Below are 12,922 nucleotides of genomic sequence, written 5' to 3'. Positions count from 1 at the left end.
AGCCTGCAGCTCATGCATCGCGCTGGGTCGCGCGGTCCAGCCGAGGCGGCTCATGCCGGCGGCAACCGCCCCGGACGACACCAACACCAACTCGACGCCGGCCTCATGCAAGGCCACCATCTGGTCCACCCAGACACTCATGGCCGCACGATCCAGCCCCTTGCCATCCGCCGTCAGCAGCGCGCTACCGATCTTAACGACCCAACGCTGCGCACCTGTCACCTTGCTCCGCATCATCTTCAACCTTAGATAGAGGGCCGCGCGACCCAGCGCCGCCCATAACGTTATTCGTGACTACCGATTTCCAGATACCAAAACGCCGCTCGATTGAGCGGCGCTTAAGTTTACTGCAACGAATCAGTCGCGCACGTAAATGATTTCCGGACCATCTTCATCATCCACGTCTTCCTCGTCCCAATCATCGTCACCGATATCATGGACCGACTTGACGCCACTGCGACGCAGGGCACGCTGATCATCCAGCGCCTGCAACTGGGCACGAGCCTCGTCTTCGATGCGCTGATCCAGTTCAGCCAGCTCGGCCTTGTAGACAGGGTCGGCGGCCAGGCGATCGGCACGGTCTTCGAGGTAACGCATGATGTCGCGAGTCAGGCGCTCAGTGCCTTCTTTGGCAATGGCCGAGATCACGTAGACCGGACCGGTCCATTCCAGGCGATCAACGATCTCCTTGACGCGCTCTTCGTGCTCTTCCTCGAGGATCTGGTCGCACTTGTTCAGCACCAACCAGCGATCACGCTCAGCCAGGGACGGGCTGAACTTGGTCAGCTCGCTGACGATCACTTCAGCAGCGTCCGGTGCACTGGTGTCATCCAGCGGCGCCATGTCGACGAGGTGCAGCAGCAAACGGGTGCGGGACAAGTGCTTGAGGAAACGGATCCCCAGGCCTGCGCCGTCGGAAGCGCCTTCGATCAGGCCCGGAATGTCCGCAACCACGAAGCTTTTCCAGCGGTCGACGCTGACCACACCCAGGTTCGGCACCAGGGTAGTGAACGGGTAATCGGCGACTTTCGGCTTGGCAGCAGACACCGAGCGAATGAACGTACTTTTGCCGGCATTCGGCAGACCCAGCAGGCCCACATCAGCCAGTACCTTCATTTCCAGCTTGAGGTCACGCTGCTCGCCTGGCTTGCCCGGCGTGGTCTGGCGTGGCGCACGGTTGGTACTGGACTTGAAACGGGTGTTGCCCAGACCGTGCCAGCCGCCATGAGCCACCAGCAGGCGCTGACCGGCTTTGGTCAGGTCACCAATGACTTCCTGGGTTGCGGAGTCGATCACGGTGGTGCCGACCGGAACCCGCAGTACCAACTCTTCGCCTTTTTTACCGGTGCAGTCGGTGCTGCCGCCGTTGGAGCCACGCTCGGCATCAAAGTGCCGGGTGTAACGGTAGTCCACCAGGGTGTTGAGGTTTTCGTCGGCGATCATGTAGACCGAGCCGCCATCACCACCATCACCACCGTTAGGACCACCGTTTTCGATGAATTTTTCCCGACGGAAACTCATGCAACCGTTACCGCCGTCGCCAGCTTTTACTCGGATCGAAACTTCATCAACGAACTTCATAACAAAACGCCTCTCGTCGCACGGACGAGCTTAAGAAACCAAGACATAAGACTCTTGCAAAAATGAGCGCAGCGACCTCAAGCAACGACCGCAAATCCACTGCTTTCGCCCATCACAAACAGCTTTGCAAGAGACTCACCCCACAAACGAAAAAGCCCCGTCGCGAGACAGGGCTTTTCCAGCAACTACGTAATTATGCCGCGACGACTTCAGTCTTCGGGACAATGCTCACGTAACGGCGGTTGAAAGCGCCTTTTACTTCAAACTTGATCACGCCGTCGATTTTAGCGAACAGAGTGTGATCTTTACCCATGCCAACACCGTAACCGGCGTGGAATTGGGTGCCGCGCTGACGCACGATGATGTTGCCCGGAATGATAACCTGGCCGCCATACATCTTCACGCCAAGGCGTTTGGCTTCTGAGTCGCGACCGTTACGGGTACTACCACCAGCTTTTTTGTGTGCCATGAGTCAATTCTCCTAGTGAGGAATTAGGCTGAAATTAAGCCTGAATACCGGTGATTTTGATCTCGGTGTACCACTGGCGGTGGCCCATACGCTTCATGTGGTGCTTACGACGACGGAACTTGATGATGCGGACTTTATCGTGACGACCTTGGGAGATCACTTCAGCCACAACGGTAGCGCCTGCAACAACTGGAGCGCCGATGTTCACGTCATCGCCATTGGCGACCAACAGAACGCGATCAAAAGTAACGGATTCGCCAGTAGCGATTTCCAGCTTCTCGATCTTCAGGTATTCACCTGGGGCGACCTTGTATTGCTTGCCACCAGTAACAATTACTGCGTACGACATGGTATTTCTCCGATAATCCTGCTCACCCAGCGCTTTATAAGAAGAGGTATTGGCTGGCATGGCTGCATGGGATGGACGTCCCGAATGCAATTGCGTAAGGCAGGTGCTGCCCAGGAAGTTCAGGGTGCGCGATTGTACGCAAGCTATGGAGGTGTTGCAAGTAGCCGTCTATCGCGCCTTGACACTACGGGACGCGGGTCCTAGCATGCCGCGCAACCCTTCTGGAGCGACTGTCGCTGATGCAACCCCAAGCTTTCTACCGCGCGGTGGCGGACGATTTTAGCGCCGTCGACGGCATCATCAAGAAGCAGCTGACTTCTAAAGTGCCGCTGGTCTCCAAAATTGGCGACTACATTACGTCGGCCGGCGGTAAACGCCTGCGTCCTTTATTAGTGTTGCTGTGTGGCAAGGCCCTGGGCCGCGAAGGCGATGACCTGCGCCTGCTGGCCGCGACCATCGAGTTCCTGCACACCGCCACCCTGCTGCACGACGACGTGGTCGACATGTCCGGCATGCGCCGTGGTCGCGAGACGGCCAACGCGATGTGGGGCAATGCGCCGAGCGTACTGGTGGGCGACTTCCTGTACTCGCGCTCGTTCGAAATGATGGTCGAGCTGGGCTCGATGCCGGTGATGAAGATTCTTTCACAGGCCACGCGCATCATCGCCGAAGGTGAAGTGTTGCAGCTGTCGAAGGTTCGCGACGCCAGCACCACCGAAGAAACCTACATGGAAGTGATTCGCGGCAAAACCGCGATGCTCTTCGAAGCCTCGACCCATAGCGCCGCCGCCCTGTGCGAAGCGACGCCCGAGCAGAGCGAAGCCCTGCGCACGTTCGGCGATCACCTGGGCGTGGCCTTCCAGCTCGTGGACGACCTGCTGGACTATCGCGGCGACGCCGAAACCCTGGGCAAGAACGTCGGTGACGACCTGGCCGAGGGCAAGCCGACCTTGCCACTGATCTACACCATGCGCGAAGGCACGCCGGAACAGGCCGCCCTGGTGCGCAAGGCGATCCAGAAAGGCGGGATCGAAGACCTGGAAAGCATCCGCGAAGCCGTGGAAGCCTCGGGTTCCCTCGAATACACGGCGCAACTGGCCCGTGACTACGTGGCTCGCGCGATCCAATGCCTGGAAGCCCTTCCAGCCAGCGAATACCGGGACGCCCTGGTTGAGCTGAGTGAGTTCGCGGTCGCCCGTACTCACTGATTCTGCTCTGCTCCATGCAGGAGCTGGCTTGCCTGCGATTGCATCACTGCGGTGTAACAGACAAACCGAGGTGCCTGCATCGCAGGCAAGACAGCTCCCACAGCGTTCTCTGGCGTTGCTGCCCCCTGCCCGGCTAAAACCCTATACAATGTGCGCTTTTTAGCCATCCTGAAACCAAAGGAGCTTTAGTGAGCACGTTGCCACCCTGCCCGAAATGCAATTCCGAATACACCTACGAAGATGGCGCCCAGCTGATTTGCCCGGAATGCGCCCATGAGTGGGCCGTCGGCGGCGAAGCCGAGGCGGCCAGCGATGAATCTGTGAAGAAAGACTCTGTGGGCAACGTCCTGCAGGACGGCGACACCATCACCGTGATCAAGGACCTCAAGGTCAAGGGCACGTCCCTGGTGGTCAAGGTCGGCACCAAGGTCAAGAACATCCGCCTGTGCGATGGCGACCACGATATCGACTGCAAGATCGACGGTATCGGCCCGATGAAACTCAAGTCCGAGTTCGTCCGCAAGGTCTGACTATGCTGCCTCCATCCCGTGCCCTGCACGGGATGGCGCTTCACCCTCCCCGCGTCACTTCCGCACTAGCGGCAAAAGGCCAGGCCTTTTGATCAAAAACAATATCCACACAGAAAAGTCCGGAAATGGCCAATAGGGACTTGCTATTCTACGAATAAGAATTATTCTCATTGAAACCCATCAAGGAGATACTTCCCATGACTTATTTGATCGATGCCTGGCTGGACCGTCCACACCCTTACCTGCGAATCCTCCATCGGGAAACCGGGGAAGTCTGCGCGGTGCTGGAAGAAGAGGCGTTAAGCGAACTGCAGGATCAGGGCGACCTGGACGTCAATGGCCTGAGTTCCAGTGAGCCCGGGGTGCTGAAGGAAGTGGTGAGAAATCTGTTTCTGTTCTGCTATGCCCGAGCGTTGCGCCCGGTGACGGATCTCAATGGCAAGTTTCATCCATGAGCAACCGCGCAAAACACTGCAGGAGCGAGCAGGCTCGCTCCTGCAGGTAAGGTCTTACAGAACGTCGAGCAGCTCGACGTCAAACACCAGAACGCTGTGCGGCGGGATGCTGCCAACGCCTTGAGCGCCGTAAGCCAGTTCGCTCGGCACGTACAGGCGCCATTTGCTGCCGGCATTCATCAGTTGCAGGGCTTCGGTCCAGCCGGCGATCACGCCGCCAACCGGGAATTCCGCAGGCTGGCCGCGCTCGTAGGAGCTGTCGAACACAGTGCCGTCGATCAGGGTGCCGTGGTAGTGAGTCCGCACCTGGTCTTCACGGGTCGGCTTGGCGCCGGTACCGGCAGTCAGCACTTCAAATTGCAGGCCGGAAGCCAGGGTGGTGATGCCGTCACGCTTGGCGTTTTCAGCCAGGAAAGCCAGGCCTTCGCCAGCAGCAGCTTCAGCCTTTGCAGCGGCTTCGGCTTGCATGATTTCGCGGATGACCTTGAAGCTGGCGGCCATTTGCTCCTGGTCCACACGGCTAGGCTTGCCGGCAAAAGCGTCGGTCAGGCCAGCCAGGATCGCGTCCAGGCTCACGCCCGGTGGCGGGTTGTCGCGCAGCTGGTCGCCCAACTGACGGCCAATGCCGTAGCTCACGCGGGTTTCGTCGGTGGACAGATTAACTTCGGACATGGAAAGGCTCCGCTGTAGGACGACACAGGTGCCGTCCAAACTAAAAGGGCGAGCAGACTAGCACACAAGCCACACCCTTGATGAGCCCCGCGCAGGAGAGCGCCAGGGGCTGATTAATGCTTGGTAACCTTGTCCAGGTAGCCCATGGCAAACGCCGACACCACGAAGGTCATGTGAATGATCACGTACCATTTCAGGTGCTCGGGATCGACGTTCTTGGCGTCCATGAAGACCCGCAGCAGATGGATCGACGAAATCGCCACGATGGACGCCGCGACCTTCATCTTCAGCGACGAGGAATCCATGGTCCCCAGCCAGTTGAGCTTCTCTTTGCTTTCGTCGATGTCCAGCTGGGAAACGAAGTTCTCGTAGCCGCTGATCATCACCATCACCAGCAAGCCGCCCACCAGCGCCATGTCGATCAACGACAGCAGCACCAGGATCACATCCGACTCGCTCATGGTGAACACGATGGGAATCACATGAAACACTTCCTGGAAGAACTTCAGGCCCAGCGCCAGCAGCCCCAGGGACAGCCCGAAATAGATCGGCGCCAACAGCCAGCGTGAGGCATACATTGCATTTTCGATAAAGCGTTCCATTGAATCTCACACAGCTTGGCTAAAAATGGCGGCGAGTATACCAGCCGCACCCAAACCCCAGAAACCGTCGAGAAAACTGATCTGTACGGCATCTGTTAAGGAATTTTTCTGCTAGTGTCGAGCTCATCAACTCGGCTCGATGATGTCGGACAGGAAAACTCAGATAATGGATGTGCGATCCCCTTTGGCCAGCCTTGGCCTGTGTGCGGCGTTGCTGATGGGCAGCGGTTGTTCCCCAAGCGATGAACACAAGCAAGCCAGTCTCGAAGAGAAAACCGCCAAGTTCGAACAATCCCTGGACGCCATCCAGGACCCCAAGCTCAAGGACGCCGTGTCCGAGCTTGGAGGCTCGCTGCTGTTGCTGGAACGGGCACGGGCCAAGCTCGCCACCAAGCCCATCGAGGCCGAGTACAGCGAAGACGCCCTGGCGCTGCTCAAGCATTACCCTACGCCGCAGGCCCTGGTCGATACCTACATCAATGGCCTGTTTGTCCTGCGCAAGGCGTCCCATTCGGACTACCTGACGGACCTGCAGCCGATCTTCCCGTTCAACTTCAACATGCCCGACCAGTTCCCCTTCCCACACGGCCTGGAATGGCAGTCGGTGACCCTGAGCAACAACAAGGTCATCCCGTTCCAGCCGGAATGGTCGGAAACCGACCCGGGCATCCAGTTGAGCCCCACCAGTTCCAACCTGACCAACCCCGATGACCTGACGGTGACCTACCCGTTCGTCGAAGGCGTCGAGACGGAGAACAAAAGCCAGCCGCAGCCCGTCACCCTCAAGGGCAAGGTGGAAGTGATTGCCCCGCGTAAAGTCTTCACCTTCGACTTGTCGAAAAAGGACGTGGGCCGCAAGCGCACCGAAGAAAACGTCACCGTCACCCTGCTGGCCCTGGAAAAGAACTACGCCGAGATCGAACTGACCAACAGCGCCCCGCTGGCGCCGGAAGTCGCGGACGAATCGCCGAACCCGTTGCTGGTGCAGGCTCGTGACACCACCGGGCAATTTCTCTCGCGCTCGGGCTCGATCAACGAAAACGCCGCGCAACTGGCGTTCTACGAGAAGCAACTGGCCGAAATGCAGAAGCAGAAGGCCTGGTCCGACGCCTTCGAGAAACAGCTGGAAGACGAGCAGAAAGCCTTCGAGCTCAAGCAGAACAGCCACTACACCAAGGTGTACTTCAATGGCCTGATCGACAATGTGCAAGTCAGCGTACTCGACTTTTCCCAGGCCACGGTGACCCGCAAGGACCTGGACCTGCCCGTACGGCGCTTCGACAAGAACAGCCTGGAAAAAACCGTACAGCCGTTGCCGATGCCCGTCACCGTGTATGACGACCAGGCCGCGGATTGGCTCAAGGACGCCACCCTGTCTGAAGACCAACTGAAGAAAAGCGTCACCATCAACCAGTCGGTGGATGACGCCAGTGCGGCGCACGTTGAGTTCGATCACCCCTACACCTTCAACGACGACCTGCTGGGCGAGGACCGCGGCGGCGGCGATGCCCCGGTGACGTTCCTCACCGCCAACGACGAAGGCAAGCTTGGCGAGCCGATCGAACTGCCCGCCGAAGCCTACGAGGTCGACCCGGGGCGCGGCACCATCACCTATGACCTGAACCTGTTCCCTGAAAACCCGGGGTTTGCCGTCGGATCGATGCCGCTGTTCCTGGCGACCATCGAGAAAGGCAGCCTCACTGCCGGCCAACTGCCCAAGGGCCTGGAGCTGAAGGACAACGCACTGATTGTCGACCAGAAGCTGTTCCCCTCTGACAGCTGGCGGTTCTATGCCAAGGACGCCAGCGGCAACTACCTGAAGGAAATTCTCGGCGTCAGCCACCGCGCCGAGGAATACGGCACGGCGCTGTTCGACGTGCATTACTTCTACGGCCAGCCGACGACATTGGAAACCTACCAGCGCACCGGCCTGGACACGGTGCAGTATGGGTTTGAGGTGAAGCTGGACAAACCCGAGGCGGCCCCTGCCCCCAAGCCATAGCCCCTCCCCCGTAGCAGCTGTCGAGCGCCAGCTGCTACGGGGGGAGTGCGGTCAGCGGATATCGCTTAGCACCGTCTGCCGCCCACCGTTGAGTTGTCGCAAGTGCGCCTGCAGGTGCAGGCACCAGATCTGCGGGTCGTCAGCCAGCTCGTAGCCGTGCAGGGTCAGGCTTTCAACAATCGAATCGAGGATGGTTTGTGCCACGAAAGGTCCGTGGAACGGGCCTTGGGACTTGATGGTGGAGGGTTGTTCGCCAGTCATTCCGGCGGCAAACAACAAGGTCCACATCCCGGTATCCCCCGCGAGAGGGCGAATGGAACATTCGATACGGGTGACCAGGCCCAGGCACTGGCGGGTGAGGCAGAGGTTGCGCGACATGGCGGCGACCCTCGGTAGATCCGGTATTCAGCCTCGCAAGGCAAGACTGTTTCTATCCAGCGACTCCTGTGGCTATCCCTTGAGCTGAGAATAGAAGAAACCCGGTACAAACCAAGGCTGGGGGACCAACGGACGACTGCCGTCACGACGGCGTCAAAAATATGCCGAAGGGACCTGGAACCAGGCCCCTTCGGCATTGATTACACCGGCTTGGTCTCAGCCAGTGCTTCCTGCGCCAACTCCTTCTCGGCTTCCTTCAGGTCATCTTCACTGATCATCTCGGCGATCGCCCGCAGACGCTCCACCACCCGCGCATTGACGCTGCCTTCGGGGAACTGCCCCTCCTCGTCGGGCGAACCCGCAGGCTCACCCACCAGCAGGCTCAAGGCCTCGTCGGCCTGACGCACGGCATAGACGTGGAATTGCCCCTGCCGCACGGCCTGCAACACCTTCTCATCGAGCATCAGTGTCGCGACGTTGGCCTGGGGAATGATCGCCCCCTGCTCGCCGGTCAGCCCGCGGGCCTCGCAAAGACGGAAGAACCCTTCGATCTTCTCGTTGACCCCGCCGACCGCCTGCACCTCACCAAACTGGTTGATCGAGCCGGTGATGGCAAAGCACTGCTTGAGCGGCGTCTTCGACAGGGCCGAGATCAAGGTGCAGGCCTCGCCCAGCGACGCGCTGTCGCCGTCGACATAGCCGTAGGACTGCTCCAGGGCGATACTCGCCGAGATCGCCAACGGGAATTCCTGGGCATAACGGCTGCCCAGGTAACCGGTGAGGATCATCACGCCCTTGGAGTGAATCGGCTGGCCGAGGTTAACTTCACGCTCGATATCGACGATGCCGCTGCCGCCCGGGTACACCGTGGCAGAAATCCGCGCCGGCACACCGAACGCGGAGTCACCCACCTCCAGCACCGTCAGCCCGTTGCACTTGCCCACCGCCGCGCCGGCGGTGTCGATCAGGATCACCCCGGCGAGCATGTCGTCGAGAATCCGCGCCGACACCCGCCCGGTGCGCGTGGCCTTGGCCTTGAGTGCGCGCTCGATGTGCCCGGAGTCGGTGCGCTCATCACCGGCCAGGTGACGAATGAAGTCCGCCTCGCTGACCAGCTGGAACAAATCACCGATACGCGCCGACAAGCGGCCCTGGTTCTCCGCCAACCGCGCGCTGTAGGTCGCCAGCCGCGCCACCGCATCGGAGGTCAACGGCGCCATGCCTTCTTCCGAGGTGCGGGTTTTCAGCAACTGGGCGAACTGTTCCAGGCTTTCATCCACCATCGGGATGTCTTCGTCAAAATCCACCAGTACCCGGAACATCTCCTGGAAGTCCGGATCCGCGTCCTGCAACGCGTAGTACAACTGGCGGGAGCCGATGATGACCACCTTGAGCTGCAACGGGATCACTTGCGGGTTGAGGGTCACCGTGGCCAGGCGGCCCAGTTCGCCCAGCGGTGATTCCATCTTCAGCTTGCGCGATTGCAAGGCACGCTTGAGGGCGTCCCATACAAACGGCTCGCTGAGCATCTTCTCGGCTTCAAGGATCAGGAAACCACCGTTGGCACGATGCAGCGCACCCGGGCGCAATTGGCGATAGGTGGTGTAGAGCGCGCCCTGGTCGGTGCTGTATTCAATACGACCGAACAGGTTGTCGTAGGTCGGATGCGGCTCGAAGACCACCGGGGCGCCACCGTTGATCGGATGCCCCACCACCAGGCTCGGGCAGTACTGTTCTTCCAGCAACTTGCGGGCCTGGGCGTCGGTTTTCGCGTCGTCCACCAACTGCTCGACCACGGTTTTCAGCAGGTAGACCTGCATCGCCTGCAAGTAGCCGCAGACGGCCGCGTTCTCCGCATACTTTTCGGACAACGGCGCCAGCAGTGGCTGCAAGGCCAGCGTGATGGTTTCTTCGTTGAACTGGCGCATCTGGTTATTGGACTCGCGCTTCCACTGGGGCAGGCTGGCGAGTTCTTCGTTGAGGCGTTCTTCCAGTTCGGAAATATCGGTGTGGAAACGCTCGCGGTCGGCTTCGGGCAACTGCGAGAACTCGGCCTCGTCCAGGGCCTTGCCGTCGAGCATCGGGGTAAACGCAATGTTGGTGCTGTCACGGTACAGCGCCACGTCTTTTTCCAGGGCCAGGCGCTCGATGACGTCCAGGGCACGGTCGTAACGCTGGTTGAAGGCACGGTCGATGGCGCTTTTGCGCTGTTGATACGTCGGGTGTTCAAACACCGCCGGGAAGGTCGCGACTAGGTTGTCGATCAGGCCGTTGATATCGGAGATGAACGCGGCAGCACCGCCCGCAGGCAGTTCCAGCGCGCGGGGTTCGCGAGGCTCATCGAAATTATTGACGTAGACCCAGTCGGCCGGGGTCTGCAGGCGCTTGCCTTCGGCCTTGAGGTAGCGTTTGACGAACGAAAAGCGCCCGGTACCGGGCTCGCCCATCACAAATACGTTGTAACCGGGGCGTGGCATGGCCACACCAAACTGCAAGGCTTCGACCGCACGTTCCTGGCCAAGCACACCGCGAAAGGGCTCCAAATCATTGGTGGTCGAGAAGCTGAACTGTTCAGCGGAAAAAGGACGAGTCAGCGCTTCGGGCGCTAGACGCAAGCTGGCAGCAACAGGATCAGGCATCGGGCTTCCTTACATCAGGCGGGGCAGATGACGGCATTCTGGCGCCGGGTTGGGCCGGCTGGCAAGGACGGCTTGGGGAAAGCATAGACCCGTGTTCGGGGCTGTAAAAAAACCGAGTGTTTCCGGCTTGTTTCATAAAAAGTCACGGAACCCTTGGATCATGCCTAAACTCCAACCTGCTGCGGGTTGGACTAATAACCGACCCCTAGGGTGCTGTCAGGCACCTGAACCCTTGTCCATTGGTTTGCACACAAAGAGAACAAAGCTATGAAACGGATCCTTCTCGGTACTCTCTTCACCGTCGTCTCCCTCAATGCAATGGCAGAAGCGCCAGGTGGCCCGAACTGCGGTTGGGGCAACATGTTGTTCGAAGGCCAACGCGGCACTCCGGCTCACTTCCTGGCCTCCACCACCAACGGTACCTCGGGTAACGCCACGTTCGGCATGACCTCGGGCACCAACGGCTGCAGCACCAACAGCGCACTGACCTACGGTGGCAAATCGTGGATTGCCATGAATGGCATGATGAACGAGCTGTCCGAAGACATGGCCAAGGGTAACGGCGAAGCGCTGACTACCTACGCTGTAGTACTGGGCGTTGCTCCTGAAGATCGCGAGCACTTTGCCGCTGTGACTCACGAGCACTTCCAGCAAATCTTCAGCAAGGCTGACGTAACCGCTGATGACGTGCACAACAACACCCTGGCTGTACTGAAAAGCGACACCCGTCTGGCGAAATACGCTACCCAGGCTTAAGCTCGACCCGCCCGTGCCTTTCGAGGCACGGGTTTTATTATTTTTGGACCTGCCTCCCCTTTGGGTCTTTTTATCTCGACTTAAGTTGCCCACATGCTCAAACGCCTTGCCTACCTGGCACTCTTCGCCTGCGCCCCGCTTTATGCGGCGCCGCACCTTGATGATCAACGTTTGCAGCAACTGGCCAACGACCCGTTCTGGCTTTCACTGGGGCACTACGAATCCGGCAAGTTCAAAGGCTGGCGTAGCTATGTCAGCGACAAGAAATTCTTCCTCGCTCCCGATGGCGCCCACCATCCGGACCAGGAGCTGAAGGCCACTGTCGAGGCGCTGTATGCCCCGGCCAGCCTCGGCGAAAAGCACGCCCAATGCGTTTACCCGGCACGTACACGCTGGCTCAAGGACCAGTTGCACCTGAGCGACTTGCCGGCGCTGGACTGCAAGGAGTTCAAGCAATGGTTCAAGGACGTCGCCCCCCACAGCGCGGTGATGATCTTCCCGGCGGCCTACCTCAACAGCCCATCATCAATGTTCGGCCATACCCTGCTGCGCATCGACCAGGCTGACGTGCAGAGCAACAACACCGCCCTGCTCAGCTACGCGATCAACTTTGGCGCCTATATCGAAGGCTCGGACAACAGCATCCTCTACGCCTGGAAGGGCCTGATGGGCGGCTACCCGGGCCTGTTCGCGCTGGTGCCCTACCAGGAAAAACTCTCGGAATACCGTAGCCTGGAGAACCGCGACCTGTGGGAATACCGCCTTAACCTGACCCAGGTCGAGACCGAGCGCATGGTCGAGCACGTGTGGGAACTCAAGCAGATCCAATTCGACTATTTCTTCTTCGACGAAAACTGCTCCTATCGCCTGCTGGAACTGCTGCAAGTGGCCCGCCCAAGCCTGCGGTTGACCGAACAATTCCCGCTGACCGCGATCCCTACCGACACGGTAAAAGCCGTGAAAGAAGCCGGCCTGGTGGAGAAAATCGATTACCGCCCTTCCCGTGAACGGGAGCTGCTGGAACGCGCCAAGCCGCTGGACAGCGACGAGCAGCAATGGGTGCTGAAGATCAGCGACGACCAGAAACAACTGCAGGACCCGGCGTTCAAGGCCATCGCCAAAGACCGCCAGGCCCTGATCATCGACGCCGCCTACCGCCTTGGCCGCTACCGCGCCAACGGCCTGGAGCGCGACACCGAACGCTCCCAGCGCAGCTTCGAACTGCTGCGGGCGATCAACCAGAACCCGGCGCCGGACCTGAAGATCGAACGCCCCGGCCTG

13 protein-coding genes and 1 pseudogene are annotated in these 12,922 nt (G+C 59.7%); 6 read left to right on the top strand and 8 right to left on the bottom strand.

Annotation, left to right across the window (positions count from 1 at the left end):
* The 4 genes and pseudogenes from HX846_RS09295 to rplU all read right to left on the bottom strand — a co-directional run.
* Nucleotides 1-234: pseudogene (locus tag HX846_RS09295) on the bottom strand (glutamate 5-kinase); the annotation flags it as partial.
* Between the two features lie 123 nt (nucleotides 235-357).
* Complete coding sequence (gene cgtA / locus HX846_RS09290; RefSeq protein ID WP_003215864.1) at nucleotides 358-1,581, bottom strand: Obg family GTPase CgtA; 1,224 nt, start codon at nucleotides 1,579-1,581, stop codon at nucleotides 358-360.
* A gap of 193 nt (nucleotides 1,582-1,774) precedes the next feature.
* Nucleotides 1,775-2,050: a 50S ribosomal protein L27 gene (rpmA, locus tag HX846_RS09285; RefSeq protein WP_003215862.1), complete on the bottom strand. Its 276-nt coding sequence runs from the start codon at nucleotides 2,048-2,050 to the stop codon at nucleotides 1,775-1,777.
* A gap of 34 nt (nucleotides 2,051-2,084) precedes the next feature.
* On the bottom strand, nucleotides 2,085-2,399 hold the full coding sequence (gene rplU, locus HX846_RS09280; RefSeq protein ID WP_003176051.1) for a 50S ribosomal protein L21: 315 nt from the start codon (nucleotides 2,397-2,399) through the stop codon (nucleotides 2,085-2,087).
* A 239-nt stretch (nucleotides 2,400-2,638) separates the two neighbouring features.
* Here rplU and HX846_RS09275 point away from each other — a divergent pair, with 239 nt between their 5' ends.
* The 3 genes from HX846_RS09275 (at nucleotide 2,639) to HX846_RS09265 (ending at nucleotide 4,592) form a co-directional block, all read left to right on the top strand.
* Nucleotides 2,639-3,607 (top strand): polyprenyl synthetase family protein, encoded by a 969-nt coding sequence (locus HX846_RS09275; protein WP_003215860.1) that lies wholly within the window; start codon nucleotides 2,639-2,641, stop codon nucleotides 3,605-3,607.
* A gap of 188 nt (nucleotides 3,608-3,795) precedes the next feature.
* The gene (locus HX846_RS09270) at nucleotides 3,796-4,137 is read left to right on the top strand and encodes a zinc ribbon domain-containing protein YjdM (protein WP_003215858.1); all 342 of its coding nucleotides are present in this window, start codon (nucleotides 3,796-3,798) and stop codon (nucleotides 4,135-4,137) included.
* A gap of 197 nt (nucleotides 4,138-4,334) precedes the next feature.
* Entirely contained in the window at nucleotides 4,335-4,592 is a 258-nt protein-coding gene (locus HX846_RS09265) for a hypothetical protein (RefSeq protein ID WP_003215856.1), read from the top strand.
* A gap of 54 nt (nucleotides 4,593-4,646) precedes the next feature.
* Here the strand turns inward: HX846_RS09265 and HX846_RS09260 are convergent, their stop codons facing one another.
* Nucleotides 4,647-5,264, bottom strand: coding sequence for an FKBP-type peptidyl-prolyl cis-trans isomerase (locus HX846_RS09260; protein ID WP_034115957.1), 618 nt, complete (start codon nucleotides 5,262-5,264; stop codon nucleotides 4,647-4,649).
* Nucleotides 5,265-5,377: 113 nt separating this feature from the next.
* Nucleotides 5,378-5,866 (bottom strand): TIGR00645 family protein, encoded by a 489-nt coding sequence (locus HX846_RS09255; RefSeq protein ID WP_003215853.1) that lies wholly within the window; start codon nucleotides 5,864-5,866, stop codon nucleotides 5,378-5,380.
* A gap of 166 nt (nucleotides 5,867-6,032) precedes the next feature.
* Here HX846_RS09255 and HX846_RS09250 point away from each other — a divergent pair, with 166 nt between their 5' ends.
* Nucleotides 6,033-7,868 carry a hypothetical protein gene (locus HX846_RS09250; protein WP_003215851.1) on the top strand — a complete coding sequence of 612 codons (1,836 nt, stop codon included), beginning with the start codon at nucleotides 6,033-6,035 and terminating at the stop codon, nucleotides 7,866-7,868.
* 51 nt (nucleotides 7,869-7,919) lie between these two features.
* Here the strand turns inward: HX846_RS09250 and HX846_RS09245 are convergent, their stop codons facing one another.
* Complete coding sequence (locus HX846_RS09245) at nucleotides 7,920-8,246, bottom strand: hypothetical protein (protein WP_003215849.1); 327 nt, start codon at nucleotides 8,244-8,246, stop codon at nucleotides 7,920-7,922.
* Between the two features lie 200 nt (nucleotides 8,247-8,446).
* On the bottom strand, nucleotides 8,447-10,885 hold the full coding sequence (locus HX846_RS09240) for a Lon protease family protein (protein ID WP_177054421.1): 2,439 nt from the start codon (nucleotides 10,883-10,885) through the stop codon (nucleotides 8,447-8,449).
* A 267-nt stretch (nucleotides 10,886-11,152) separates the two neighbouring features.
* Between HX846_RS09240 and HX846_RS09235 the strand changes: the two genes are divergently transcribed.
* Together HX846_RS09235 and HX846_RS09230 are read left to right on the top strand one after the other, a co-directional pair.
* Entirely contained in the window at nucleotides 11,153-11,641 is a 489-nt protein-coding gene (locus HX846_RS09235; RefSeq protein WP_003215845.1) for a DUF3015 domain-containing protein, read from the top strand.
* A 93-nt stretch (nucleotides 11,642-11,734) separates the two neighbouring features.
* Nucleotides 11,735-12,922 (top strand): DUF4105 domain-containing protein (locus HX846_RS09230; protein ID WP_178965301.1); only part of this gene is annotated, 1,188 nt, incomplete at its 3' end.

Source organism: Pseudomonas sp. K5002, assembly GCF_013386655.1.
GTDB lineage: Bacteria > Pseudomonadota > Gammaproteobacteria > Pseudomonadales > Pseudomonadaceae > Aquipseudomonas.
The sequence above is the reverse complement of the archived record's forward strand: the minus strand, read 5'-3'. Positions and strand labels throughout refer to the sequence as shown.

What these genes read in the sequence shown, in the direction of transcription:
- HX846_RS09260 (WP_034115957.1), bottom strand. Translation starts at nt 5,264, where the DNA reads ATGTCCGAAGTTAATCTGTCCACCGACGAAACCCGCGTGAGCTACGGC.
- HX846_RS09250 (WP_003215851.1), top strand. Translation starts at nt 6,033, where the DNA reads ATGGATGTGCGATCCCCTTTGGCCAGCCTTGGCCTGTGTGCGGCGTTG.
- HX846_RS09265 (WP_003215856.1), top strand. Translation starts at nt 4,335, where the DNA reads ATGACTTATTTGATCGATGCCTGGCTGGACCGTCCACACCCTTACCTG.
- rplU (WP_003176051.1), bottom strand. Translation starts at nt 2,399, where the DNA reads ATGTCGTACGCAGTAATTGTTACTGGTGGCAAGCAATACAAGGTCGCC.
- HX846_RS09240 (WP_177054421.1), bottom strand. Translation starts at nt 10,885, where the DNA reads ATGCCTGATCCTGTTGCTGCCAGCTTGCGTCTAGCGCCCGAAGCGCTG.
- HX846_RS09275 (WP_003215860.1), top strand. Translation starts at nt 2,639, where the DNA reads ATGCAACCCCAAGCTTTCTACCGCGCGGTGGCGGACGATTTTAGCGCC.
- rpmA (WP_003215862.1), bottom strand. Translation starts at nt 2,050, where the DNA reads ATGGCACACAAAAAAGCTGGTGGTAGTACCCGTAACGGTCGCGACTCA.
- HX846_RS09255 (WP_003215853.1), bottom strand. Translation starts at nt 5,866, where the DNA reads ATGGAACGCTTTATCGAAAATGCAATGTATGCCTCACGCTGGCTGTTG.
- HX846_RS09245 (WP_003215849.1), bottom strand. Translation starts at nt 8,246, where the DNA reads ATGTCGCGCAACCTCTGCCTCACCCGCCAGTGCCTGGGCCTGGTCACC.
- cgtA (WP_003215864.1), bottom strand. Translation starts at nt 1,581, where the DNA reads ATGAAGTTCGTTGATGAAGTTTCGATCCGAGTAAAAGCTGGCGACGGC.
- HX846_RS09235 (WP_003215845.1), top strand. Translation starts at nt 11,153, where the DNA reads ATGAAACGGATCCTTCTCGGTACTCTCTTCACCGTCGTCTCCCTCAAT.